Annotated in this window: 24 protein-coding genes and 2 pseudogenes; 6 read left to right on the top strand and 20 right to left on the bottom strand. The window is 62.6% G+C overall.

The window, feature by feature from the left end; all coding sequences use genetic code 11:
- Position 1 precedes the first annotated feature (1 nt).
- The 4 genes from CK219_RS20840 to CK219_RS20820 all read left to right on the top strand — a co-directional run bounded on the left by CK219_RS20840 (position 2) and on the right by CK219_RS20820 (position 6,299).
- Entirely contained in the window at positions 2 to 1,525 is a 1,524-nt protein-coding gene (locus CK219_RS20840; protein WP_095768688.1) for an ABC transporter ATP-binding protein, read from the top strand.
- Entirely contained in the window at positions 1,522 to 2,622 is a 1,101-nt protein-coding gene (locus tag CK219_RS20835; protein WP_095768622.1) for an ABC transporter permease, read from the top strand. The genes CK219_RS20840 and CK219_RS20835 overlap by 4 nt, the downstream gene beginning before the upstream one ends.
- Complete coding sequence (locus CK219_RS20830) at positions 2,619 to 3,530, top strand: ABC transporter permease (RefSeq protein WP_095768621.1); 912 nt, start codon at positions 2,619 to 2,621, stop codon at positions 3,528 to 3,530. The genes CK219_RS20835 and CK219_RS20830 overlap by 4 nt, the downstream gene beginning before the upstream one ends.
- 468 nt (positions 3,531 to 3,998) lie before the next feature.
- Complete coding sequence (locus tag CK219_RS20820) at positions 3,999 to 6,299, top strand: FdhF/YdeP family oxidoreductase (RefSeq protein WP_095768619.1); 2,301 nt, start codon at positions 3,999 to 4,001, stop codon at positions 6,297 to 6,299.
- A gap of 2 nt (positions 6,300 to 6,301) precedes the next feature.
- Here the strand turns inward: CK219_RS20820 and CK219_RS32240 are convergent.
- Positions 6,302 to 6,408 (bottom strand): annotated as a pseudogene (locus CK219_RS32240) (cysteine hydrolase); the annotation flags it as partial.
- Positions 6,409 to 6,413: 5 nt separating this feature from the next.
- Here CK219_RS32240 and CK219_RS20815 point away from each other — a divergent pair.
- The gene (locus CK219_RS20815; protein ID WP_141245394.1) at positions 6,414 to 6,518 is read left to right on the top strand and encodes a DUF3309 family protein; all 105 of its coding nucleotides are present in this window, start codon (positions 6,414 to 6,416) and stop codon (positions 6,516 to 6,518) included.
- A gap of 92 nt (positions 6,519 to 6,610) precedes the next feature.
- Here the strand turns inward: CK219_RS20815 and CK219_RS20810 are convergent, their stop codons facing one another.
- The 14 genes and pseudogenes from CK219_RS20810 to CK219_RS32235 form a co-directional block, all read right to left on the bottom strand.
- Complete coding sequence (locus tag CK219_RS20810) at positions 6,611 to 7,555, bottom strand: cytochrome c oxidase assembly protein (RefSeq protein WP_095768618.1); 945 nt, start codon at positions 7,553 to 7,555, stop codon at positions 6,611 to 6,613.
- Complete coding sequence (locus tag CK219_RS20805; RefSeq protein WP_095768617.1) at positions 7,555 to 8,151, bottom strand: cytochrome c oxidase subunit 3; 597 nt, start codon at positions 8,149 to 8,151, stop codon at positions 7,555 to 7,557. The genes CK219_RS20810 and CK219_RS20805 overlap by 1 nt, the downstream gene beginning before the upstream one ends.
- Positions 8,152 to 10,065, bottom strand: a complete 1,914-nt coding sequence (gene ctaD / locus CK219_RS20800) for a cytochrome c oxidase subunit I (protein ID WP_095768616.1) — start codon at positions 10,063 to 10,065, stop codon at positions 8,152 to 8,154.
- Positions 10,062 to 11,138, bottom strand: coding sequence for a cytochrome c oxidase subunit II (gene coxB / locus CK219_RS20795; RefSeq protein ID WP_095768615.1), 1,077 nt, complete (start codon positions 11,136 to 11,138; stop codon positions 10,062 to 10,064). Before coxB ends, ctaD begins: the two co-directional genes overlap by 4 nt.
- Positions 11,139 to 11,273: 135 nt before the next feature.
- The gene (locus CK219_RS20790) at positions 11,274 to 12,365 is read right to left on the bottom strand and encodes a c-type cytochrome (RefSeq protein WP_245340560.1); all 1,092 of its coding nucleotides are present in this window, start codon (positions 12,363 to 12,365) and stop codon (positions 11,274 to 11,276) included.
- Positions 12,366 to 12,433: 68 nt separating this feature from the next.
- The gene (locus tag CK219_RS20785; protein WP_095768613.1) at positions 12,434 to 12,880 is read right to left on the bottom strand and encodes a c-type cytochrome; all 447 of its coding nucleotides are present in this window, start codon (positions 12,878 to 12,880) and stop codon (positions 12,434 to 12,436) included.
- 250 nt (positions 12,881 to 13,130) lie between these two features.
- Entirely contained in the window at positions 13,131 to 13,376 is a 246-nt protein-coding gene (locus CK219_RS20780; protein WP_095768612.1) for a hypothetical protein, read from the bottom strand.
- A 191-nt stretch (positions 13,377 to 13,567) separates the two neighbouring features.
- Positions 13,568 to 13,930: a hypothetical protein gene (locus CK219_RS20775; protein ID WP_095768611.1), complete on the bottom strand. Its 363-nt coding sequence runs from the start codon at positions 13,928 to 13,930 to the stop codon at positions 13,568 to 13,570.
- Positions 13,931 to 13,932: 2 nt separating this feature from the next.
- On the bottom strand, positions 13,933 to 14,292 hold the full coding sequence (locus CK219_RS20770) for a hypothetical protein (RefSeq protein WP_095768610.1): 360 nt from the start codon (positions 14,290 to 14,292) through the stop codon (positions 13,933 to 13,935).
- Positions 14,292 to 15,512 (bottom strand): divalent metal cation transporter, encoded by a 1,221-nt coding sequence (locus tag CK219_RS20765; protein WP_095768609.1) that lies wholly within the window; start codon positions 15,510 to 15,512, stop codon positions 14,292 to 14,294. The genes CK219_RS20770 and CK219_RS20765 overlap by 1 nt, the downstream gene beginning before the upstream one ends.
- Positions 15,509 to 15,940, bottom strand: coding sequence for a hypothetical protein (locus CK219_RS20760; protein WP_141245390.1), 432 nt, complete (start codon positions 15,938 to 15,940; stop codon positions 15,509 to 15,511). The genes CK219_RS20765 and CK219_RS20760 overlap by 4 nt, the downstream gene beginning before the upstream one ends.
- Before the next feature lie 638 nt (positions 15,941 to 16,578).
- Positions 16,579 to 16,872, bottom strand: a pseudogene (locus CK219_RS20750) (electron transfer flavoprotein subunit beta/FixA family protein); the annotation flags it as partial.
- Positions 16,873 to 16,927: 55 nt separating this feature from the next.
- Positions 16,928 to 18,145: an FAD-dependent oxidoreductase gene (locus CK219_RS20745; RefSeq protein ID WP_095768607.1), complete on the bottom strand. Its 1,218-nt coding sequence runs from the start codon at positions 18,143 to 18,145 to the stop codon at positions 16,928 to 16,930.
- 8 nt (positions 18,146 to 18,153) lie between these two features.
- Positions 18,154 to 19,449, bottom strand: a complete 1,296-nt coding sequence (locus CK219_RS32235; RefSeq protein WP_245340559.1) for an aldolase/citrate lyase family protein — start codon at positions 19,447 to 19,449, stop codon at positions 18,154 to 18,156.
- 170 nt (positions 19,450 to 19,619) lie between these two features.
- Here CK219_RS32235 and CK219_RS20730 point away from each other — a divergent pair, with 170 nt between their 5' ends.
- Positions 19,620 to 20,522 (top strand): LysR family transcriptional regulator, encoded by a 903-nt coding sequence (locus tag CK219_RS20730; RefSeq protein WP_095768606.1) that lies wholly within the window; start codon positions 19,620 to 19,622, stop codon positions 20,520 to 20,522.
- Between the two features lie 174 nt (positions 20,523 to 20,696).
- On the opposite strand, the gene CK219_RS20725 is transcribed toward CK219_RS20730, so the two are convergent.
- The 5 genes from CK219_RS20725 to CK219_RS20705 form a co-directional block, all read right to left on the bottom strand.
- Positions 20,697 to 21,443, bottom strand: coding sequence for an ABC transporter ATP-binding protein (locus CK219_RS20725; RefSeq protein WP_095768605.1), 747 nt, complete (start codon positions 21,441 to 21,443; stop codon positions 20,697 to 20,699).
- The gene (locus CK219_RS20720; RefSeq protein WP_095768604.1) at positions 21,440 to 22,168 is read right to left on the bottom strand and encodes an ABC transporter ATP-binding protein; all 729 of its coding nucleotides are present in this window, start codon (positions 22,166 to 22,168) and stop codon (positions 21,440 to 21,442) included. The genes CK219_RS20725 and CK219_RS20720 overlap by 4 nt, the downstream gene beginning before the upstream one ends.
- Positions 22,155 to 23,243 carry a branched-chain amino acid ABC transporter permease gene (locus CK219_RS20715; protein ID WP_176477098.1) on the bottom strand — a complete coding sequence of 363 codons (1,089 nt, stop codon included), beginning with the start codon at positions 23,241 to 23,243 and terminating at the stop codon, positions 22,155 to 22,157. Before CK219_RS20715 ends, CK219_RS20720 begins: the two co-directional genes overlap by 14 nt.
- Positions 23,244 to 23,250: 7 nt before the next feature.
- The gene (locus CK219_RS20710; RefSeq protein ID WP_095768602.1) at positions 23,251 to 24,120 is read right to left on the bottom strand and encodes a branched-chain amino acid ABC transporter permease; all 870 of its coding nucleotides are present in this window, start codon (positions 24,118 to 24,120) and stop codon (positions 23,251 to 23,253) included.
- 86 nt (positions 24,121 to 24,206) lie between these two features.
- Positions 24,207 to 25,391: an ABC transporter substrate-binding protein gene (locus CK219_RS20705; RefSeq protein ID WP_245340558.1), complete on the bottom strand. Its 1,185-nt coding sequence runs from the start codon at positions 25,389 to 25,391 to the stop codon at positions 24,207 to 24,209.
- Positions 25,392 to 25,429: the final 38 nt, after the last annotated feature.

Here is a 25,429-nt window from a genome sequence, read left to right as displayed (position 1 = left end):
CGTGACCGTCCCGCTCCTGTCGCTGCGCGGCATCTCCAAGAGCTACGGCCAGATCCATGCCAATCGAGACGTCGATCTGGATGTGGCTCCACGCTCGATCCATGCGATCCTCGGGGAAAATGGAGCGGGCAAGTCGACGCTGATGAAGCTGATCTACGGCGTCGAGCAGCCGGACGCCGGAATGGCGACCTGGAAAGGAGCCCCCCTGGCCCTCGCTTCCCCCGCGGATGCGAGGCGCAAGGGGATCGGCATGGTCTTCCAGCATTTCTCCTTGTTCGAAACACTAACGGTGGTGGAGAACATCCGCCTGGTCGTGCCCAAGGGCAAATCGGATCTCGCGGAACACATCCGTGCGCTCGGCCGCGACTTCGGACTCGAGGTCGATCCGCTTGCCCATGTGCACGCGCTCTCGGTGGGAGAACGGCAGCGGGTGGAGATCATTCGCTGCCTGATGACCGAACCCCAGCTTCTGATCCTCGACGAACCGACCTCCGTCCTGCCGCCGCAATCGGTGGACAAGCTGTTCGAGACTTTGCGGCGGCTGCGCGACGGCGGCGTTTCGATCCTGTTCATCTCGCACAAGCTGGAGGAGATCCGGGCGGTCTGCGATCGAGCGACCATCCTGCGCGGCGGGCGCGTCACCGGCCACGTGGACCCGCGCGACCATGACGCGCACGACCTCGCCCGCATGATGATCGGCCGCGACATGCCGCAGCCCATGCCGGCGTTGGCGCATTCCGGCGGCGAAAAGCGCCTCGAAATCGTGGGCCTGGACCATCAGCCCGATGATCCCTTCGCCGTGCCGCTTTGCGACGTCAATCTGACGGTGCGTGCCGGTGAGATCCTCGGCATAGCGGGCATATCGGGCAACGGGCAGAGCGAACTCGCGGCGCTGATCTCTGGCGAAACGGTGCTGCCGCGCGAAAAGTCCGATTGCATCTACATGATGGGAAAGGATGTCGGCGCGCTCGATGCGGCCGCCCGCCGCCGGCTGGGCTTCGCTTTCGTACCGGAGGAACGGCTCGGCCGCGGCGCGGTGCCGGAAATGTCGCTCGTCCTCAACAGCCTTCTGACCGCCCATCCGTTCGGTCTGCTGAAACGCGGCCTTGTCGACACAGCCCGGGCGAAGGCTTTCACCGAGAACTGCATCCGGCAATACGACGTGCGCACGCCCGGTTCCGAAGCGGAGGCCGGCGCGCTTTCGGGGGGCAATCTGCAAAAGTTCATCGTCGGCCGCGAGATCATGCTGTCCCCGAAATTGCTGTTCGTGGCGCAACCCACCTGGGGCGTGGACATCGGCGCGGCCTCCGCCATCCGCCGGCGCCTTGTCGCCCTGCGCAATGAAGGCATGGGCATCCTCGTCATCTCGGAGGAGCTGGAGGAACTGTTCGAACTCTGCGATTCGATCCAGGTGATCCATCAGGGCCGGCTGAGCCCGCCGCTGGTGACGCGCGATACCAGACCCGAGGAGATCGGCCGCTACATGATCGGCGCGCAATCGATGGCCAGGAAGGTCCCGGCATGAGCGCTCTCTCCGGTCCGTTCCTTCCCCTTCTGGTTCGCCGGGAGCATGCCTCGCTTTCCGTCAAATTGATCGCCCCGCCCATGGCGCTCGCCCTGGCGACGCTGCTTAATCTCGGCCTCTACCTCCTGATGGGCCGCGATCCGGTCGCTATTTTCCACGCGATGCTCCTGGAGCCTTTCCTGTCCTGGGCCTCGTTCTCGGAAGTTCTGCTGAAGACGGGGCCGCTCCTGCTGGTCGCGCAGGGGCTTGCGATCGGCTTTCGCGCGAAGGTCTTCAACATCGGCGCCGAGGGCCAGTTCATCCTCGGCGCGATCTTCGCATCCGCCATTCCCGTCTGGTTCCCGCAGGCAACGGGCCAGTGGATCTGGCCATCGATGCTGGTCATCGGCGCGCTGGGCGGCGCGCTGTGGGCGTCGCTAACGGCCTTCTGGCGCGTGAAGCTCAACGCAAACGAGATTCTCGTGTCGCTCATGCTGGCGCTCGTTGCCGCGCAATTGCTCAATTATCTGCTTCTCGGCCCCTGGAAGGATCCGAATGGCTTCAACTTCCCGCAATCGGTGATGTTCCAGTACGACGCGATGGTGCCGATCCTGATCCCCGGCACCCGCGTCAACGTCTCGCTGCTTGTCGCCTGCGCCTTCTCCCTCGGCGCCTGGGTGTTCATGCAGAGGAGTTTCGCGGGGTACAAGCTGCAGGTCGGCGGCCTCGCGCCGCGCGCCGCCGGATACGCCGGCTTCAACGAAGGACGTGCGATCTGGCTTTCGCTCCTCGTCGGTGGCTTCGCGGCAGGCCTCGCCGGAGCGGCCGAGGTCGCCGGGCCGCTCGGACAGTTGCAGCGCTCCATCTCGACCGGCTACGGCTATGCCGCCATCATCGTCGCCTATCTCGGAGGCCTTCACCCGGTCGGTATCGTCTTTTCCGCGTTGCTCATGGCGGCCCTCTATATCGGTGGCGATAACGCCATGGTCTCGGCAAATCTGCCGGTCGCTGCGGTCAGGGTCTTCCAGGGCAGCCTGCTGCTTGCCTATCTTGTCGCCATCGCCTTCGTCCGCTATCGGCTCGAATGGCGCCATGCCGCCCACGCAAGCACGCCATGAACGCCGTGGAGTTCATCATCGCCGGGATGTTGGCGGCGGCTACGCCGTTCCTTCTGGCGGCGCTCGGCGAACTGGTGGCAGAGCGCGCCGGGGTCCTCAATCTCGGTGTGGAGGGCCTGATGGCCCTCGGCGCAGTCATCGCCTTCATCATCGTCTATCAAGGCGGCGGGCATCTCCTGGGTTTCCTCGCCGCTGGTCTCGCCAGCGCCGCTCTTTCCCTTGTCTTTGCGGTCGTGGCGCTGGGATTCCGGGCGAACCAGGTTGCGACGGGCCTCGCCATAGGCATCCTCGGCCAGGGCCTGTCGGCGCTGTTCGGCAAGAGTTTTGAGAGCCTCACGGTCAAAGGGCTTCCGAAGCTCTCATTGCCCTGGCTTTCAGATATCCCGGTCATCGGCGGCCTGTTCAGCCAAGACATTGTCGTGTGGCTTTCGCTCGCTGCGACCGTCGCCATTTGGGCGGTGTTCGCCTACACCAAGACCGGCCTCGTCATCCGCGCCGTCGGCGAGAATCCCAAGGCGGCCCGTGCGCTCGGCTATCCGGTAATCGCCGTGCGCTTCGCCGCGGTCGCTTTCGGCGGCGCGTTGGCGGGTTTTGCTGGTGCCTACGCGGCCGTGGTCTACACTCCGCTCTGGGCCGATGGCATGATCGCCGGGCGCGGCTGGATAGCGATCGCGCTCGTCGTCTTCGGCACTTGGCTTGCCAGCCGTATCTTCCTTGGTGCTTGCCTCTTCGGCGCCGTGTCCCTCGCAAGCCTCGCGGCCCAGACAACTGGGCTCGACGTTTCCTCGCAACTTCTATCGAGCCTACCTTATCTCGTGACAATCGTCGTGCTGGGCATCATTTCTTCGAACCGGCGTCTGCTCAAGCTCAACGGCGTGGCTTCGCTGGGAGAGCCTTTCGAACCATAGTGTCGCTCGCCGCCCGGGCGCTATAACCCGACATCTGAGCTCAGGTCGCACCATACCCCTGGCGCATGAAGGGTTGACGAGTTTGAGAATGCCGAGCAGCTCGCCGCATAGCTCGGCATGGACCTCGCCGCGCTTGTCGCCGGGCGTGAGCACGATCTCTCCTATCAACGAGCGCAGCGCAGCGGCGGCCGGACGTCCACGGTTGCCCTGGGCAGCGCGAAGCTGATGATAGACGGGCACCACCTCAATCGTCCGCTCGGTTCAAGGCTGTCCGGCATCGCCCTTCGGCCCTCTTGGTGGAGATCGGCAGCGCCTCCTTGGACACAATGAGCCATCCGACACGACCGTGCGCTACCGTTAGCGAGCCTGAGCACTGGCGGCCTACGATGAGTCACTGACGAGGCAAGCTGGAACAACTGAGGCCCGCTTTGGTTTTCTCTTTGCTTTCCTCTTTTTTGGACGACTCACATGGAACCTGCTGTCACCGATCGCGTCGAGATCAAGAAATACAATCATCCGACCGGCGGATGGGGCTCGCTCAAGTCGCTGATCCGCAACGCGCGGGACCAGGGGCTGCTGCTGTCCGACATATGGAGCACGTTGCTGAAGCAGAACAAGGCGGACGGCTACATGTGCGTCTCCTGCTCATGGGCGAAGCCGGCCGAGCCGCGGCCTTTCGAGTTCTGCGAGAACGGCGCCAAGGCAACGATGTGGGAGCAGACCAGCAGGCGCTGCGAGCCGTCCTTCTTTGCCACCCATAGAGTGACCGAACTCCTGGATTGGCCGGATCACGATCTTGAGAAACAGGGACGCCTGACGGAGCCGATGCGCTATAATCGCGCCACCGACAGATACGAGCCTGTGGCGTGGCCGGACGCGTTCGGCGATATGGGCGCTCAGCTCAGGCGCCTCGACCCGAAGTCCGTGGTCTTCTACACGTCCGGACGCGCCTCGCTCGAGGCCTCGTTCATGTATCAGCTCTTCGCCCGCATCTACGGCTCTTCGAACCTGCCCGATTCCTCGAACATGTGTCACGAGTCGACGTCGGTCGGCCTACCGGAATCGATCGGCTCTCCTGTCGGCACGGTGCAATTGGAGGACTTCGCCAAATCCGACATGATGTTCTTCTTCGGCCACAATACCGGTGTCACCGCGCCGCGCCTGTTACACCCCATCGAGGACGCTCGCCAGCGCGGTGTCCCGGTGATCACCTTCAACCCTCTGCGGGAGCGGGGCTTGGTGAGATTCAAGAACCCGCAGAACCCGGTCGAGATGCTGTCGCCAGGGCCAGGGACGAAGATGTCGAGCGATTTCTTCCAGATCCGGGCGGGCGGGGATATTGCGGCCATGACTGGTATCGCCAAGGCTGTGCTGGCGCTCGATGACGCAGCCCGAGAGCGAGGCGGAAAACGCGTCCTCGATACCGCTTTCATCGAGGAGCATACATACGGCTTTGCCGACTTCGAAGCCTATCTGCGCGCGACCGATTGGGAAGACATCGTTCGACGTTCCGGCATCTCGCGGGCTGATCTCGAACATGTCGCTGAAATATACAGTTCGGCCAATGCGGTCATCGGCAATTACGGCATGGGGCTCACTCAGCATCGCCACGGCACCGAGAATGTGCAGATGCTGTGCAACCTGCTGCTCATGCGCGGCAATATCGGCAAGCCCGGAGCCGGCATATCGCCGTTGCGCGGACACTCCAACGTGCAGGGACAGCGAACGGTCGGCATTTCCGAAAAGCCGGAGCTTGTTCCGCTCGACAAATTTCGCGACTTCTACGGCTTCGAGCCGCCGCGGGATAAGGGGCTCGATACCGTCGAGACGTGCGAGGGCTTGATCGACGGGCGGGTTCGCGGTTTTGTCGGACTCGGCGGAAATTTCGTGCGGGCCGTTCCGGAAACCGGACTGGTCGAGAAGGCCTGGCGGAACCTCGACCTGCACGTCGAGATCGCGACCAAGCTCAACCGCAGCCATTTGATCGCCGGGAAAGTCACGTATCTGCTGCCATGCCTGTCTCGGCTGGAGAAGGACATTCAGGCCAGCGGGCCGCAATGGGTCTCGATGGAGGATTCGACCGCCTGCATTCACGGCTCCTTCGGGTCGCGGCCAAAACCGAGCGAGCATCTCATGTCCGAGCCGAGCATTGTCGCGGAACTCGCCAAGGCGACCGTCGCCGGCATGAGTTCGATTCCCTGGGACGACTGGGTCGCTGACTATTCCCGCATCCGCGACGAGATCGAGCGCTGCTTCCCGGCACATTTCAAGGATTTCAACAAACGCTTCCTCACGCCGGGTGGATTCCATCGCGACATCAAGGCGTCGAAGCGCGTCTGGCAAACGCCGAACAAAAAGGCGAATTTCAAGCTGCCCACCACGCTAGAAACCGACCCCGACATCGATGTGTCGGGCGAGGACGTACTGACGCTGATCACAGTACGGTCGAACGACCAGTTCAACACGACCGTGTATGGTTATCGCGATCGGTTGCGCGGCATCATCGGAACGCGAATGGTCCTGCTGATGAACGAGGAAGACATCCGACGGATGGGGCTCAGCGCCGGGCAGGAAGTCGCTCTCGAGGCGCATGCCGATGATGGCGTCGAGCGGCGGGTGGGAGGCCTGCGGGTCACGCCTTACTCCATACCAAGCGGCAACTGCGCTGGCTATTATCCCGAACTCAATCCTTTGATTCCGCTGTGGCACAGGGCTCATAAAGCGCACGTCCCGGCGGCGAAGTCGGTGCCGGTGAGGATCGTCGCATAGCTTCAGGTCCAGGCCGAGAGAAACGTCTCCATGTCGACGGTCTCGACTTGTTGCGCGAAGCGCTGGAGGTAGACGGTCATCAGGCGTCGTGCGTGGCGTCGGAAGAACTGCGCGATCCCGGCTTGGCCGTATTCCTCAGGTTGGAGCTACGGGCCTTCAAGCCTCGTCGGCGTCATACTTATCATCTTGATAGTCCTGGCTCTCATGGGCAGGATTTGAGGACCGGATAATCCAGTCGCACCGATCGGCATCTCTACCGGAGACGAGACCGAGGACGAGGCCCTGCTGCCTTCAACGCTTCTGGATGACAATTAATTTCGCATGGAACTCGCAGTGCCGGCGACCTTCTTCGTGGCGGACGATCCGCTTCCGATCCAAAAAGCTGCCAGGATCAATGCGGCCGCCAAGTAGAAGGCGGAGGCCCCCACCCACATGATCAAGCCACCAAGTTGCTGGTCTTCGAGAACGGTCAGATCCCATTGTGACGCCACTGAGTTCCTCGGAACGAACAGCTCATTTTTTGACAGGGCCAGAATCGCGCCGAGCAGCCCGCAATGCATCGAGGTGAAGAACAGATAGAACACCGACGCGCCGTAGCCTCTCCGGCGCGCCCGGCCATTGAGTAAGGCCCACCAGAAGAGCAGCGCGCTTGCCAGAAAGCTGAAATGCTGCAGCCAGTGCACCGGCTCGCTTGCGAGTGCAGCATCGAAGAGAACCGGCATGTGCCATGACCAGATGGCAAGGCCGTGCAGGATCGTTGCGGAGGCCGGCTCAATCAGGCCTCGCCATGTTATTCGCAAGACCGGCCATCGCGACGCGCGCGCCAGGCGGCGTCGTATGACGGGCGGGAGCGCCCACATCATGGCGCCGAACGGGCGCGACAGGACAAGCGCAGGAGCAGCGACCACCATCAGGACCTCATGCTCGAGCATATGCGCCGTAAAGAGCCGCTCGCCCAATTCATGCAGCGGCGACATCAGGGCCGCGGCAAGCGCTGACCACCCTATCGCGAAGCAGGCCAGTTGCCACCATGCGACGCCACGCCCCGCTCCTGCCCGCCGCCACAGCCGCGCAATGCCACCGCTGTAGATAAGCAGCGCGACGCCAAGCGGAATAACGGTCAAGCCGGTGATGGACCAGCCGCCGGTTCCTTGGCCTGCACCATGTGCGAATGCGGCGGGCGCCGGCATGGTGCACAGCGCCGAAACACATGCTGCGAGCAAAGATGCCTCGCCGACGGAGCGGGCGATCCGCATCACAATCTCGGCAGCCAATAGAGCACGGCATAGAGGGGCAGCCATGAGAGCACGACGAAATACCAGTAGAAAGCATTGTCTTCGGCATCGCTGAAGCGTTTGCCCGTTCCGTGCCGCGTAAACATCAGCACGGCCAGGACCAACGTGTCGGCGACGTCAGTGAGGACGTGCACGCCATGCAGGCCGAGAAGGAGCCAGACAAAGGAGCCATACGCATTGTCGCTCCAGCGTACCGGCAAGGCCGAGAATTCCATGATGCGCAGCCCGATAAGCACCAGCCCGATCGCGCTCATGATCAGCAGCAGCAGACGGACCGAGCGCAAGCTCTCCCGCATCGCTGCTCGCTTGATCAGGAAATTCGGTAGTGCGCTGACGACAAGGACGAGCGTGAAGAGCGCCGACCAGAGCAGGCTCAAAGGCACCGCGTCCTTCGCCCAGTCCTTGTTGGTGACGGCCAGGTAGAGATAGCCTCCGATGCCGAGGGCGAAGCCAGTTCCCTCCAGCAGGCAGAACGAGAAGGTCCCCCACCAGGGGGTGACACGCGAACCGAAGGCATAGGTCGGCAAACCCGAGACATCGATGACGCTGCGGGCCATCTAGACATTCTCCTCGATGGTTTTCGGCCAGAACCAGGCGACCAGCACGATGGCGACGACGGGCGAACCCCAAGTAACCGCCCAGGGCGTGTAGATCGAGCCGATGAACGCGACGGCTGTGGCAAACGCCGCCAGAAAGGGCCAGATCGAGGGCGCCGGCGATTCCTCGCGAATGTCAGGCCGAGCCTCCGTGACGCTCGTCACGAGCAGTTCGCGCTCATCAACCTTGAGGCCGCCGACCACCGCCTTGTCATCGCCCTTATCCCATAGCGGCGAGCCGCTTGTGACGCAGGGAATGCGATCGAAGTTCTGCGGCTGGGGCGGCGAGCTGGTCGCCCACTCCAACGTGTCGGCGCCCCAGGGATTGTCGCCGGCAAGGGCGCCGGAGCGGGCGCTGGCAATCATGTTGTAGAGCATGAGTAGAAAGCTTGCGAAGAACAGCAGCGCGCCGGTGCTGGCGAGCAGGTTGAGCCCGCCCCAGCCCATCTCCGCAGGGTAAGTGTAGACCCTGCGCGGCATGCCATGCAGGCCGAGCAGGTGCATCGGAAAAAACGTGACGTTGAAACCAGTGAAGGCGAGGACGAACTGCCATTTGCCAAGCCGCTCATCCATGAGCCGGCCCGTCACTTTCGGGAACCAGTAGTAGACGGCCGCGACAAGCGGAAAGACGGTGCCGCCTATAAGCACGTAATGGAAATGAGCGACGACGAAATAGGTGTCGTGCACCTGCGTATCGATTGGCACCGACGCCAGCATCACGCCGGAGAGCCCGCCGGCGACAAAGATGAAGAAGAAACCGAGCACGAAGATCAACGGCGTCTTGAGCACCGGCTTGCCGTCCCACAGCGTCGCGATCCAGCAGAATATCTGGACCCCGTTTGGAATGGCTATAGCCATGCTGGAGGCGGTGAAGAATGCGGCGCCGATTTCAGGCAGGCCGGTCACGAACATGTGGTGAACCCACAAGCCAAAGGACAAAAAGCCGATCGCGATCAGCGACAGCACCATCGGCAAATAGCCGAAGACCGGCCGCCGGGAGAATGTCGCCACGATCGCCGACACGAAAGCGGTTCCAGGCAGGAAGATGATGTAGACTTCGGGGTGACCAAAGAACCAGAAAAGGTGCTGCCAAAGCAGCGGATCGCCGCCCGCGTCCGGATTGAAAAACTGCGTGCCGACCAGCCGCTCCATGATCAGCATAGACGAGGCGAGCATGATCGCCGGCATGGCGAAGATGATGATGAAGGAATGGACGAGCATCGTCCATACGAAGAGTGGAATGCGGTCAAGCGTCATGCCCGGCGCGCGCTGCTTCAGGACTGTGACGACGATCTCCACCGAGACTGCGAGCGCCGCGACTTCGGTAAAAGTGATCATCTGCGCCCAGTAGTCCGGCCCCTTGCCTGGAGTGAAATTCAGATTTGCGAGGGGCACATAGGAGAACCAGCCGACATCAGGGCGGATGCTCAACGCGAAAGCGCCCCACAACATCAGGCCGCCGAACAGATAGACGTAGTAGGAGAAGGCATTGAGACGCGGAAAGGCGATGTTGCGGGTGCCGACCATGAGCGGCAGCAGATAGACGGCGAACGCCTCGCCGACCGGCACCCCGAACAGGAACATCATCGTTGTGCCATGCATGGTGAAAAGCTGGTTGTAGAGCTCGGCGTCGACGAAGTGGCTGTCCGGCCGTGCGAGCTGCAGCCGCATGATGATCGCCATGATGCCGCCGGCCAACAGGAAGACGAAGGCAGTGACGGCATAGCGAATGCCGATGATCTTGTGATCGACTGTCGAAAGAATGCCTATCAGACCACGCGCCGTGCCCCAGGTCTTGCTCAGCCTTGCGCGCAGCTCCTCGTCACCCAGATCGGTGTCACGGGTTTCGTGACGTTCTTCGACCGCCTGGCTCATCGCGAATGCTCCGAAAGGGCGGGGGATGGAGACGATGCAGCGGAAGCAAAGACATTTTGTTGCTTCGTAAGATGAGCCATCGGCCTTGCCGGCGCGGCCTGTTTTGCGCGCCAGCGTTCGAATTCGCTCGGCTCCAGCGCCACCACGAAGATCGCCATATGCGCATGCTGCTGACCGCAGAATTCGGCACATTGGCCGCGGTACACGCCGGGCTTGTCCGCTTGGATACGGAGTTCATTGCTTTTGCCTGGAATGAGATCGAGCTTGCCGGCAAGGCTCGGTATCCAGAACGAGTGGATCACGTCACCCGTGGTGAGCTTGATATCGACCGCGCTGCCTACCGGAATGCGAATCTCATTCGCCGTTTCGAAACCGTTGTTTCCTTCGTAGCGGACCTGCCACCACCATTGGTGTCCTATGACGGATATTGTTACGGCCGCCCCGGCCTCATCCCTGAAAACCATCCTTTGTCCGTCGAAGCTGAGCACGGTCAGGCCCGAGAGAATGATGACGGTCGATGCCAGCATCGCAGCAAAGGCGATACGCACCTGCCGTTTGACGGCTGGACGCGCTTGCGCCGGTTCGCCGCGACTATCTCGCCGGCGTGTCAGCGCGAAGAACAACCCGGCCATGGTGACCAGCCAGACAAGTCCGAGCACGGCCGTGAATATCCAGAACAGAACAGCCAGAGCGTCGGCCTGCTCGCCGTGCGGATCGAGGGCCGACTGCACACCGGTGCAGCCAGAGGCGAGAGCGCCGGCTGCAGCCGGAAGGCTGGCCAACGCCCGCCAATTGGAGGCTCTCCGAAACAGACGAAACACAAGATCCGGAACTCGCCGGTCCCGTTCCGTGTTGTGGGCTTCGTAAAGTGTCGAAGAGGCTGAGCCGTGAGTCTGAAACGCGATATCAGGATTTTCCGCGAACACGGGTTCTACGTTGCGACACTCCTCGCCTTCTGCCTGATCGGCGGCGTTCTTCTGTTTTGCGGCATCTACGCGCCATAGCTGCGACAGGAGGCCGGGACAGGCTGCAGTCCCGAAATTCCATGTCTCGTAAGGCCGCCGGAAGTGCATTCAGCCTGGTTCACCCGCAAAGGATGCTTCAGCCGGCTGTCTGCTCAGGCCGTCTGTGCGGAGTTGGAACTGGCAGGATGGGATAAAGTTCCTTGAACCGATTTCGAGGCGCCTTGTACAGCAGGCGCATTGTGCTCACCGAGGACCTTCAGCACGTCTGGAAAAATAGGCCGATACCGCCCGTATATCGTCGTCCGTGAGGCGTTGGGCTGCGGTAGCCATGATATGCCAGAACGGCGTGCCGCCTCGGTCCTCGGACCGGAACAGCTTCAGCTGCCGCTCCAGGTAAGCGGCATGCTGACCGTTAAGGCGTGGATAAACCTGATTTTTGTTGGAGCCGAGATGGCAGCCGGAACAGGCAGGCACGTTCCGCTCCGGAATTCCGGCCTCAGCGATTTGCTGTCCCTTGTTGATCACCTCCGCCGAAACTTGATCGCGGTCCGCTGATACCGACGGCTGCGCCGCGAAATACCGGGCAAGCGCAGCCAGATCGGCGGGGTCGACGCCAGTCACCGGCAGAGCCATGAAGCCGCTCGTGCGATCGCCTTTGGCATAGGCTTGAAGGCTGGCGAGCAGGTAAGCTTCTTTCTGCCCGGCCAGCACGGGCACGGCGTCACCCCTGCCCTCGCCGTCGCCTCCGTGGCAGCGCATGCAGTCGGAGAGAACATCCGGGGTGGCGGGTTGCCGATCGCTGCTGGTAGCATCGCTGCCATTGAAGGCAAGCGCTCGAAATTCATTCGGATTGAGCTTTGGAAGTTCCCGGAGGAAAGCAACCATTGCCCAGACCTCGTCATCGCGGTCGCGGGCCGGCCAGGCGGGCATGCCGGTGAACCGTATTCCATGCTTGACGATCCGAAAAAGCTGGGCGTCGGTCCAATCTCCGACCGTGAGCGCAAGATCCGGCGGTTGCGGAAGCATCCGCAGCACCGCCGGCGAGCGGAGCTCGCCGGGTGCGCCGTGGCAGATCGCGCAGCCTCGCGCGAAATGTCCGGCTGCCGCCGGGAGCCCCCGCCGGTCAAGCGTTTTCGGCGCGTCCACGGCTAATGCATAGGTGCGTACGGCCGAGCGCATGGCGAGTTGAAGGAACCAGGCCGTCACCTTCCAATGGCCGCTGCTGGCGCCGACGTTGAAAAAGCCGATCCATGCCCCAAGCAACAGGACGACAGGCAAACCGATGGCGCCGAATACGACATGCTTCACGCGGATCATCATCGGCTGGTTCGCCACGCGAACGGCGTCTTCTTCGGCAGTAGCATTGGACGACGCTGTCCCGAATTCGGTACGAGAACCAGGCGTCATTGCAAGGCTTTCAAATATCGCGCGATCGTCTGGATTTCGGTTTGCGGCAGCATGTCGAACGCCGGCATTTTCACGCCTGGCTTGAACAGATCAGGGCGAGCGACAAAACGTGCAATGGCTTCCTCGGTGTTAGGCAGGACCCCGGCGCCAATCGCTGATCGCGATCCGACATAGGAAAGGTCCGGGCCAATCGTCCCGCGGGCCTCGGTGCCTCTTATGGTATGGCATGCACCACAACCGTTGCTCAGGAACAGCGACAGTCCGATGCCCGGCGGGTCCTGGGACGCGGTTGGGTTCGAGGATTGCGGCGCAGCCGAAGTCGCGGGCTCGATCGGAGGTTCGACGACCTTCGCTTGTCGATGCCCGGCTTCCTCGGCTGCGACCCAGCTGCTGGCAAGAAACCAAAATGCGAAGCCTACCAGAAGGCCGGCGTTTGCTGACATGACAACCGCTCCCGCGCTTTAACTTTGCAGGATGGGCGAGGTTCCATTCCCGCGGGCGCCGGGGCTGCGGTCTTTTGGTGGCCAACCGCTAGCGAAGGCGGTGGTTCAGCCTGGAGACCTTTTCCAGTCGAACACGTCGAAGCCGATCACAGTTATTCGTCGAGAATCCGGGCAAGTTGCGCAAAAGACAGATTATCGAGAAGGCACCGATTGCTGCCGGGAGGCCCTGGGGTTGCCGCGGAAGGCGGTCCTACTTGGAACCTCGATTCTTGTTATGGGCACTTTCTTGATTTTTGCCGCGAAGGATATTGCGATCGTCTGGATCGACCAGGTCAGGCGTATCGCCCCTGAGGCTCGATCCCTTCCGCCGTGCCTCGCGCTCCGCCGCCGACCGCTTCAGCTCCGCTTTGGCCTCGAATTCCTTGGGCGCGTTCTTCGTATTCTCACGCTTCTCGATGACACGTATCTGCTGGTCGTGGGTGGTGCGTCCAGTCATTGCTCGCTCCTGCCTTTTGACGGTAACGGCAGTTGGACTCGATCGTTCCGCATAGGAGGAGTTTCCGTGGGCAAAAATGCAATATGGCAAGAGTAGCGGCCTTGCCGCCGGCAAGTCCGGGCTCATCTGGACAGACGGCGCGCCCGCGGGTCGGTGCAAAGCGTCTCGGACGACATCGGAAGACCGCCGCCTCAACTGTCGCGCTGATGGAGGGGAGCGGGACTTATGCGAGAATTGCCAATATCTTCGAATCCCGGGAGCTCGTCATCCGAGCAGAGCAGCCGCGGGTGCGCCGGATCGGTAATGTCGAGCTTGTCCCAAGGTATGCGATAGAGGCCCGACCTGCGACGCAGCCTGAAGAAATCCAGCAATGCGGTGCCGATGGTCGACGCGGACAGTCGTTCGAACGCCGCGAAGATGCCGATATGGAATTCGGTGACGACGAGATCGTCACCGTCCTGCTCGGCGATGATCTCCTCGATGTAGCCGATGCTCTTGCCGCTTTCTGAGCACACGCGCCGACCGGCCAGATGCTCGAGGTTTACATTCGTCATCGTCAGGCTCCCGGGATCCGGCCGACGACGTGATCGCGCAACCAGTGCTGCCAGGCAAAGATCTTCGTCCTGCGAACGTCCATATCGAATTCGATGTCGACGCCGATGTCGCGCACCTTGTGCCACGCGATCCGGTGCGGCCGTGCCTGGAGCTTGCCGCCAAGCTTTGCCGCGAGCCGCGCGGTCCATCGGCCTGGCTGCGCGCCAAGCCGGCGCGCCAGCGCGATCGAGCCAAGCTCGATCGCAATGACCCTGGGCGGCTTGCCTTGCCTCAGCTCGGCGACCAGGCCGTCAACCTTGCCGATCTTGACCTGCTCGCGATCGACGACCTGCTTGTCCAATATATCGCGCAGCAGCTGCATCAGGTGCCTCCGAATATCTGCAGCGGAATGGTCACCACCGCCAGCACGAAGCCGAGCGCGATGACGAAGATCACGGCCGCGTTCGAGATGACGCCGTTGCGATGTTTGCCGACATAGCGGTCGTCGTTCAGCAGGAAAAGGAATGGCACGACCGTCAGCGGCAGGCTGGCCGCGGTCAGCGCCATCGAGAAGATGGTGAGCTTCAACGGGTCCAGACCGAGCGCTATCGGGACGGCGGCGAGGAAGAGCGTCAATGTGTAGACGAGGCTGAATCCGGGATCATCGCGCGGCTTCAGATCCTCACCCCAGTTCCAGCCGAACCCCTGCGCGACGAGATAGGCTTGCTGCAGAGCCACTTCGAGGGCGGCGCCGAAGCAGGCGATGGCCAGCGAAGCAACGAAGAGGACAAAACCCCAGAACCCGAATATCGGGATCAGCATCAGCGGGAGCTGGTTGTAGTCGTCCACTTCGGTAACGCCATGAGCGCCCAGCACGAGCGCAGCCACGATGAGCACGCCCACGGAGATCGTGCCACCGAAGCTCATGCCGAGGCCGGCAATCGCTCGATTGGTGCCGAGATAGCTCTTGTCCCACTGATCCTCGATCGCGCCCGAGGAATAGAACATGAAGAGGTAAGGCGAGATCGAGGCGCCGAGAATGCTGACGGCCATGAACCAGTATTTTGCCGTGTCGTGGTGCGGCAGGCTGGGCACGGCGCCGACAGCCACCTCTTTCCATTCAGGGCGCAGCATCACGGCCGCGACGACGAAGCAGAGGGTGACGAGGCCAAGCATCGACACCCCTTTCTCTATGAGGCCGAACGTGCCCTTCCACAGCAGCAGCCACGCCAGGAAAGCGACCGGCAAGGCCCACCACTGGAAGCTGATCCCCGTGGCAAGCTCGGCGGCGACGGCAACACCGCCTATCTCGGCGGAAAGCACCAGGAAGTTGACCAGCAAGACTGCAAGCAGCGGCCAGATGAACGCATTGAAGCCGAACCTCTCGCGGATGCCGTCAGCGATGGTGTGATGGCTGACCGCAGCGAAGCGGCCGGCCATCTCGACCAGGAAGATGATGCAGATGGTACCGAGCACCACCGCCCAGATGAGCTGGTAGCCGAACAATGCACCGGCCTGCGCCGCCGTCGCCATCGAGCCGACCTCCAGGAAGCCGCCGACGCTGGTCACGACACCGAGTGAAATTTCAAGCAGCTTCTTCATTGCTGCTGCGCAAAATACTGGCGATAGGCCGCGGCGAGATCCGCTTGCGCGGCGCGAAGATCCTGCCGCGCCTGTCTGGCCTGGATCTGCTGTTCAGCCTTAACGGCGCGCTCGGCCGCGGCTGCTGCGATCGTCACCCGGCCGACCGCCGACTTCAGCGCGTCCCGCCTTGCGATATCGGATGAGGGGGCCGATTGAACTTGCCGGTCGGCATCACCAAGCGTGCCGGCAAAGGATTGCAGGGCCGCAGATGCATAGTGCGGCGGTGCGGCGCCCGAAAGCCAAGCATCGATCACCAATACCGCCGCCTCCGCCGTCGAGGCGGCAAGCTTCGATTGCTGTTCGACGGTTTCAGATGAGGAGCAGGAGGCCAGCGCCAGTGCAAGCACCGGCAGTAAAAGCAGACTCCGCCAGGCAATGCTGCTCAATTGCTTCCTCTCGCTGCTTCTTCAAACATGAAGATAAGGCAGCATCGATCGGAAGGTTCCACTCACTTGGACGGCAGAGTCCGTTGGCGCAGTTCCGGCAACTTCGTCTACGAATGAGTTGCTCAACTTCGCTTCGAAAAGCTGCAGTCATCGACCTGCCAGCTCGAGCGCTGGCGAAGACCTTTTCTCATGCAGCGAGACCGCTTGAGGACACGATGGGGTGGCTCGACTTTGACAGTGCGACCCAACAGAAGAATGCATGATCGATCGAACGATTTCTAAGCCTGAAGGTCGACCCAGAGTACCCTCTGACCTGACGCGACACACCGATGGAACATCTCGACGCAGATCGGCTCCGCGCTGTCATTGGAGCCATTTTCGAGCTGTTCGACGCTCTTTGGAGCTAATCGAAGGGAGCTAATCGAAGCCTTCCATTTTCGCCAGATGAGAATGCAACGTTCAGGCCCGCCATCATGGGGGCCATGGGTCATTCGTCAAAAACCGTGACGGACAACTACGTCCCGAAGCAAACAAGAAGCGGATCGCGGTGGATATCGCTCGCACCAGAAATGATCGCGAGGCGAAACGCGATGCAATGAAGCAGCCAGCTGTCCTGCGAGTCATCAAATGATCAAATTGGCGACGCCCAGCGGCTCGGTCTGCTCGTCGGTCTTGACCAGGATGGCACGGTCGGCGCCCATGGCGAGCGCGGTGCGCAGCGTCTCCTGCGCCTGCTGCGGGCCAATCGAGACGACGATGATCTCTTCAGCCTTGCCGGCTTCCTTGATGCGGATGGCTTCTTCGACCGCGATCTCGTCAAACGGGTTCATCGCCATCTTGACGTTGGCAAGCTCGACGCCCAGTCCGTCGGCTTTCACCCGGACCTTGACGTTGGCGTCCACAACCCGCTTCACGGGCACAAGGATCTTCATTTCCGTTTTCCCTGAAATCAAATTGGGAGCGCCGGTCGGCTCAGTTTGACACGGCTCAAATCACCGCTTCTTCGAGAAACGGTTCATTCCGCGGTATGCGCTCGTAGCTGAACGGCGACAGGTCGAGCGTCTGAAAAGCCCCGTGGACAATCAGCTCCGAGACCGCCCGGCCGACGGCAGGCGACTGCTGCAGGCCATGGCCGGAGAAACCGTTGGCGAACATGAAGTTGGTCACCTCCGGGTGGAAGCCGACGATACCGTTGTGGTCGAGCATGTTGTATTCGTAATGGCCGGTCCAACTGGTCTGCACCTTCAACGCGTCGAAGGCTGGAATGCGGTGCCAGAGCGCCGGCCAGATGTAGTCGTCGAACTCTTCAAAATGCATCTCGAAGTCGTCGTAGTCGGCCGGCCCGTCGCCCTGCGGCGTGTTGCCGGTGAGGAAGAGCTCGCCTTCGGGGCGTACGAATGTGCCGGAAAGATCGATGACATTGGGCATCCGCCCGGGGATGGGATTGGCGCTGGCGAAAACAAAACTGTAGCGCTTGTAGGGAGCAACCGGGATGGACAAGCCAGCCATGACGGCGATCTGTTGTGCGCGTGGACCGGCGGCGTTGACTAGGGTTCCGCAACGAACCGTCTGGCCGGTCGAGAGACGGGCCGAGACGACCCGGCCTTCGGAAACATCCAAATCCGTCACGGCGTTGTCGATATATTCGACGCCGCTCGCTCGCGCCGCGCGGCGGAACCCATTAAGCAAGCCCATGGAGTCGAACCAGCCCTCTTCGCGCGAACCCCACGAACCTCCGCCGAGGTCGTCGACATTCAGCCAGGGAAAACGTTCCTTCAACGCGCCCGGTTCGAGGAAGATGGTGTGGGCGCCGAGGCTGCGCTGCAGCTCGACCCGTTCGCGCGCCGCGTTCACGCCCTCGGGCGAGCAGCAGTAGAGATATCCATGTTCCTTGAAGCCGAGATCAGGCGCGGGCTCATTGGTGTAGAACGGCGCCATCCGCTCCTGAAAACCGCGGATGATCTCGATGCCGAACTGGCTGATCTTCACATTGATCGGGTTGGAATACTGCTGGCGGATTGCGCTGGTGGAGAGCGCCGTCGAGGAGAACTCGTAGCTTGAGTCGCGTTCGACCACGAGGATCGACGCGCCGCTGCCCAGCGCCTGGCTCAGCCAGTAAGCGGTCGACGAACCGATCACCGCGCCACCGACGATGACGATGTCGTAGGCGTTCCGGGAAGGCGCCTTGTAAGGAGGAATTGCCATGGCTTTTCCTACTGCCTGAACGAAGCGATCAGGGCATCCGAGCCCCGCGCCAGCAAACCGAGATCCGAGCCCACCGCAATCATGGTGAAGCCGTCGGCGACATAGCGGTCGGCGTCGGCCTTGACCGGCGCCAGGATGCCGCTGGCCTTGCCAGCGGCGGCCGCGGCCTTGCGCACCGAAGCGATCGCCTCCTGCACATGTGCAGCGCCTGGATTGCCCATCGCGCCCATATTGGTGGAGAGATCGCCGGGGCCGACGAAGAGCACATCGACGCCCGCGACAGCGGCGATCTCGGCCGCATTGGCGACGCCAGTTTCGTCCTCGATCTGCACGGCCAGCAGCTGCTGCTCGCGTGCCTTGGCGTGATAGCCGGCGATGCGGCCAAACGCGTTGGCACGATGACCGACGGAAAAGCCTCGGAAGCCGCCTGGCGCATAGGTCATGGCTGCGACGATGGCGCGTGCCTGCTCCGCCGTGCGCACATTTGGAATCATCAAGCTGCGGGCCCCGACATCCAAAGCCTGCTTCATGAGGTTGACATGCTTCTTCTGTTCGCTCCCGATCAGGAAACCGGAGTTCCGCATGCCGAGCGGCGCGAAGATGTTTTCGCGGAAATAGACTTCCAGCGACTGGTCCGAGACGGCTTCCACCAGCTTGCCGACCCAATCCATGCTGATGCCGTATTCCCAGCGTTCGCCGGGATCGAATTCGAGCGGCGCCGTGAAGGCGGCATTCTTGCAGGTGGCGATGTCGGGCATGCCGGTGACCTGCTCGTAGCGGCTTAGCGCCTCGCTCCAGATCGAATAGGTGAAGCCGGAGGTGTGGGTAAGCAGATGCCGCACCTTGATGGCGCGTTTGGCGGGGCGCAGGCGCGGCGCACCGTCGGCGGCGAAGCCTTCAAGGACCTGGGGCGCGGTAAGTTCGGGCAGATACTTGGCCGCGTCGTCATCGAGGTCGATGCGGCCCTGTTCGATCAACTGCATGCAGGCGGTGGCCGTGAAGGCCTTGGTCATGGAGAGCAGCCAGAACACCGTGTCGGCCGTCATCGGCGCGCCGGTCGCAACGTTCGACCTGCCGAAGCTGCCTTCGTAAACGAGGCCATTGCGGGTGGCTGCCATGGCGACGACGCCGGAGACGTCGTCACGGGAGACGCCGGCGCGCAAGGCGGCGTCGATTGCGCTCGCGCTCAGAAGGGATGCGACGGGCTTCGTTGCAGCCAGAGCGGGGCTCACGGTGTCGAGCGCCAGAATGGCACCGAGCAGGCCTCCGCGCTGGAGAATGGTTCTGCGTGTCAACTGGTTCATGACTGGCTCCTTTGAAGGTTGTCAGGAGGGCGGCCGATGGCTGCTCACCCGACAATGGAGCCGTGTGTATGCCGAGATATAACGTGATTCACGCGCATTAAGATCAGTGCTACGGTGACTCAAAATCATTGCGTTTTCGAGGTGGCGTCCGTTAGTGGTAAGGAGAAGGAATGGTTTTCGACACGCGGCTCCTCACCGGCGTCGGCGTCCTTGCGGCGGTGACGGAGGCCGGGAATTTCGCCCGGGCGGCCGAAATGCTCGGCGTAACGCCCTCGGGCGTGAGCCGGGCGGTGGCGCGCCTGGAAGCGAGGGTCGGCGTCCGCCTCTTCGACCGCAATCCGCGCGAGGTAAGCCTCACCGAAGAAGGGCGGCGCTTCCATGCGCAGGTAATGCCATTGCTTGCCGGCCTCGACGAGGCGGCAGCCGAGGTGGCAGGTGCCGCTGCGGTCGTGCGCGGCAGGCTGCGCGTATCAGTCGATCCCTGGTTCGCGCGCATGGTGCTCGCGCCGACGCTTAGGCAGTTTCTGGCACGCTATCCAATGCTGCAACTCGACCTATCCACAAGCAACTATCGCGAGGAGATGATGGCGGGGATAGACGTCGCGGTACGCTTCGGCCCCCCGGACGATTCAACGCTCATCGTACAAAAACTCCTCGAAACGCCGATCCTGACGGTCGCCGCGCCGGTATATCTCGATCGTCATGGCGAGCCGCGCTCGCCTCATGACCTCGTCCATCACGAGGCTCTGCTCTTCCGCGATCCTCAGACCGGACTGCCGTTTCCGTGGGAATTCTATCGCGGCGGCGAGATCGTTGAGGTCAAGGTCACAAGCCGCCTGGTGCTCGACGATCCTTCCGTCGCGGTCTCCGCCTGCGTGGCGGGTCAAGGGGTGTTCCAGAGCCTTGCCGTGGGTCTCGCGCCCTTCATGGCACGCGGCGAATTGGTGCGGATTTTGCCGGATTGGTCGGAGGAGCTTTATCCACTCTATGCCTACCATCCCTCGCGCCATCTACCCCCTGCAAAGGTCAGAGCGTTTCTGGACTTCATCCAAGAAGTCGCTGCCGGATTGTGATTTGCTTTTATTTCACGCGCTGATCACCGTGGTGATACGCGTTGAAGATAAGGGACAATCGTCCAACGCGGGTTGGGCATTGTGAGATCTTCCCACGATCTTCCGGCGCCGGCGGATCTCTGCAGGCATCGGACCGAACCCACTTCGGGCTATCGCCGTTAGACACTGCGAATATTAAGCCTGCGAGGAACTTTGGTTCTGCCGTGCCCTCTTGCCGAGATAGAGCTCCTGCATGACCGATGACTGTTGCAACTCTTCGATGCCGCCTGAAGCTACGATGCGCCCGGAATTCATGAGATAGCCTTGCTCGGCCACCGAGAGTGCCAGTCCGGCGTTCTGCTCGACGAGCAGCATCGCGGCGCGGAACTTCTCGCGCACGTCGATGATGATGCCCTGCAGCTCCGAGACCAGCAATGGCGATAGCCCGAGTGACGGCTCGTCGAGCAACAGGATGCGTGGCCTGGCCATAAGGCCGCGCGCGATGGCCAGCATCTGCTGCTGGCCTCCGCTGAGCGTCCCGGCCTTGGCGCCGCGCTTCTTGGCAAGGATGGTGAAATAGCTTTCCATCAAGGCGATGTCGGCTTCGATAGCATCCCGGTCCTTGCGGCAGTAGGCGCCGAGCAAAAGGTTCTCGCGCACACTCATGTCGGCGAACACGCGGCGGCCTTCCGGCACCATCACGATGCCGAGCGTTGCTTTTTCGTCGGCGTGAAGCTTGGTGACGTCGCGGCTCTCGAAGGTCACCGTGCCGCGCCGCGGCTTCACCAGGCCGGCGATGCAACGCAGCAGCGTCGTCTTGCCGGCGCCGTTGGGTCCCAGAATGGTGACGATCCCGTTTTGGCCGACCGCGAGCGAGACGTCGCGATTGACGGCGACGGGCCCGTAGCCGGTGTCGACATGCTCGACGGCAAGCAGGCTCATGACGCGGCCGCCTTCTTGTCGGGACCGAGATAGACCTCGCGGACCTTGGGGTCGGCGAGCACCTCGCCCGGCGGACCTTCGGCGATCTTCGTGCCGAAATCGAGCACGATGAGGCGGTCGCAGAGGTCGGCCATCATGTCCATGTCATGGTCGATCAGGCACACGCCGATGCCTTGCGGCGGCAGCTGCGCGATGACCGCCGCGAAGGCCTGGGCTTCGCTGTCGTTCAGCCCGGCGCCGGGCTCATCCAGGAGCAGGAGTTCGGGCGACACACCGAGCGCGACGGCCAGCCCAAGGCGTCTCAGGCTGCCGAAGGGCAGCGATCCCGCAATCGCCTTGCTAAGCGGCGCCAGGCCGACAAACTCGAGGATCATGCCCGGTGACGCCCAGCGGCCGTCTCCCTTCCTGCCCTGCTCCCAGGCGATCCGGACGTTCTCGTCGACGGTCAGGCCCGGAAACGACATCGCCTGCTGGAACGTCCGCACCAGCCGCTTTCGCGCGATGCGATGCGCGCCGATATTGGTGATGTCCTGCCCATGCCAGAACACCGCGCCGCCGGTCGCCGGATGGACGCCGGTGACGACGTTGAACAAAGTTGTCTTGCCGGAGCCGTTAGGGCCAACGATACCGACGACACGGTCGGTGTCGATGTCGAGATCGATGCCGTTGAGCGCGACCACGCCGCCGAACTGCTTGCGCAGGCCCCTCACCTCAAGCGCGGCCATTCGAACCTCTTTGCTTTTGCGTCTCGAAGCCGCCGGTAATCGCGCAGTAGATGTTCTTGATGCCGGCGCCGACGCCGCCCGGCAGCAGCAGGATCACCAGGAGCAGACAGACGCCGTAGGCGATGCGGGAATCGACCGGATCGAGGTTCAGCACCTCGGGCAGGAAATTGACGACGACCGCGCCGATCAGCGGCCCGTAGAGATAGCGGGCGCCGCCCAGCATGACCATCAGCGCGAGGTAGAGGCTGGGAAAGGCGCCGAACAGGGTCGGCGAGATGTGGCGCAGATAGTAGAGCTGCAGCACCCCGGCGAGGCCCGCGAACAGGCCCGAGACCATCAGCACGCCGAGCTTGTGCAGGTCGACATTGATGCCGACCGAACGCGCCAGTTGCTCGTTCTCGCGGATGGCCCGCAACGTCCGCCCGTAGCGCGAATTGCCGATGAGATAGGTTGCCACAACCGCCAGGAACAGCGCCGCCAGGACCAGGTAGTAATTGTTGGAGAGCTTGTCGAAATTGATGCCAGGCAAGGGTGTCACGGAGCCGACGTCGAGGCCGGTCGCCGATCCGGTGAAGGTGCCGCCATTGGTCAGCACGATGACGAACAGCGCGCAGAAGCAGAAGGTGATGATGATGTAATGCTGGCCGCCGACCCTCAGCGTCGGCAGGCCGATGACGCCGCCGACGATCGCCGACAGCGCCATGGCGAAGGGCAGCGATGCCCACAAACCCAGGCCGAGCTGCACCGACAGGATCGCCGAGGCATAGGCGCCGACGCCCATCAGCGCCGCATGGCCGACCGACATGATGCCGGCCTGGCCGAACTGTAGGCCGAGGCCGTAGAGCCCGATCGCCGTATAGAGCGTGGTGATGGCGATCGACAGGAAGCGGTAGCCGAGGCCGAGCCAGGGCAAGGCGATGAGCAGCACTGCCAAAAGGATGGCCGTGATCGCCTGGACGCCGGCCGGCAGGGGAACGGCGGCGTTGTCCGCCGTCAGAAGCGCCAGGCGATCCCGTGCTCTGGCGCCTTCTGGCGCGGCGCCTGTCTTGCCGGCGCTGTTGTCGGTCACTGGCATCGACATCTCACGATGCCTTGGGGCCGAGCGTGCCGCCGAGCAGGCCCTGCGGCCGCAGCACCAGGATCAGGATCATCACGACCAGCGAATAGGCGTCGGTCCATTCCGGATAGCCGTAGCCGGCGCTGAGACCGTCGACCAAGCCGAGCACCAGGCCGCCGACGACCGCGCCGCCGACATTGCCGAGGCCGCCGATCAGCGAGACGGCGAAACCACGGATGATGATGACGCTGCCGGTAAACGGTGTGATCGGAAACAGCGAGATCATCAAGGCGCCGCCTATTCCGGCAAGCAGGCTGCCATAAATGAAGACGCCGGTGACGTAGCGGCGCACCGGAATGCCCATCAGCTCGGCGGTGTCGCGGTCCGCAACGCTCGCCCGCAACGCCATCCCATAGCGGCTGCGCGAGATGCCGAAATAGGTGATCGCCACGATGATGGCCGTTATCGCGACGACGATCGCGCGCATGGCGATGATGTCGACGCCGCCGATCGTCCAGACCAGGCCGACCGGGTCGGTGATGCTTTTCTGGAATTCGTTGAACACGCGGATGACCGCATGCTGCAGGATGACGCTGAGGCCGATCGACATGATGAAGCCGTTCATCGGCCGGTTGAGCGTGAAGCGGAACAGGCATCTTTCGGCGGCAAAGCCGAGCGCGCCGACCAGCAGCCCGGCGAGCACAAGGGCCACGAAGAAGTTCATGCCGGCGCCGACCATAAACCAGGTCGCCATGCCGCCGACCATCAGGAACTCGCCATGTGCGAAATTGACGATGCCGGCGAGACCGAAGATCAGCGTGATGCCGATGCCGATGAGAATGGTGACGCTGGCAACCGAGAGGCTGTTCACCAGTTGCTGCACAAAAATGTCCATCGTCAAATCCGGGTGGCGAGCCTGCAAGGGGAGGATGGACGGAACCTCGCCGCCCATCCCGATGTCGGATTTTGTCGCGGGCCGGCTCAGCCGCCGTTGTCGCCGGGCGGCGGAGCGGCCGGCGGCTGCTCGACCGCGCATTTGAACTGGTCGGATGTGTTGGGCTCGACCATGCAAACCTCGGTCGCGAAGGTGACCTGGTGGTGCTTGTTGAACACAAGCGGCACCGGCGACACGACGCCCTTGTAGTCCGACTTCAGGAGCTCCGCGACCACCGCGTCCGGATCGTCGATCTTGCCGACCTTCTCCAGCGCCTTGGCGTACCAGAAGAAGTAATCGTAATAGAGCAGCGAGACCGAGGACTGCGGGCCCTTGGCGGCGCCGAGTCCGAAATACTTGTCGAAATACTGCTTCACTTCGGGGTATGGCGATGAACCCCAGCAGACCGGCACGCAGCTCAGCGTCACCGGCACATCAGCCTTCAGGCTCCGCTCCTGATAGATGCCCGGATCGACGCCGAACAGGAAATAGGACGGCGCCACGCCGAGCTTGAGGGCCTGCGGGAAAGCGGTGAGCGTTGAATCGCCATTGTACCAGAAATGCACGATATCGGGCTTCATGCCCTTGATGCGGGTGAGCAGCGGCGAGAAGTCGGTCGTGTCCGGCGGATACTGCACCAGGTCGACTTTCTGGCCTTCCGCCTCGAGCGCCTTGACATAGTGCGAGGACAGATACTGCCCGGTCGCGTCATTGCCGACGAACACCACCGAATGCTTCGGCGGCGACTTCAGCTGCGGCGTCAGAAGCGAGAGCACGCCCTTGCCGGTGCTGCCGCTGCGCTGCCATTCCTGCGGCTCGCTCTGGAACGTGTAGTGGAGCCAGCCATCCTCGGCGACGGCCTTGTTGTCGAGCACGGCGCCGAGCGAGCTGTTGCCGGAAAACTGCAGGACCTTGGCCGGGCCGGTGATCTTGGCCATGGATACCGAGAAGTCATGCGTCTCGGTGCCCCAGATCGCCTTGACGCCGATGTCGTTGACCAGCTCGCGCGCGGCCGCGATGGTGACGTTCACATCCGTGCGGTTGTCGCGGATATAGAGCTTGATCTTGTAGGTCTTGTCGCCGACCTTGATGCCGCCGGCGTCGTTGATCTGCTGCGCCGCTAGGTTGGCGGCGCCGACGATGGTGTTGCCGGCCGAAACGAACGAGCCCGACTGCGCGGCGATGACGCCGATGGGCAGCTCCTCGTCGGCGCGGGCCGTCTGCAAAGCCATGGCGAGCCCCGCGGCCGCGATTGTCAATCCAAGTCCTA

The organism is Mesorhizobium sp. WSM4313 (assembly GCF_002294725.1).
Lineage (GTDB): Bacteria > Pseudomonadota > Alphaproteobacteria > Rhizobiales > Rhizobiaceae > Mesorhizobium.
The sequence above is the reverse complement of the archived record's forward strand: the minus strand, read 5'-3'. Positions and strand labels throughout refer to the sequence as shown.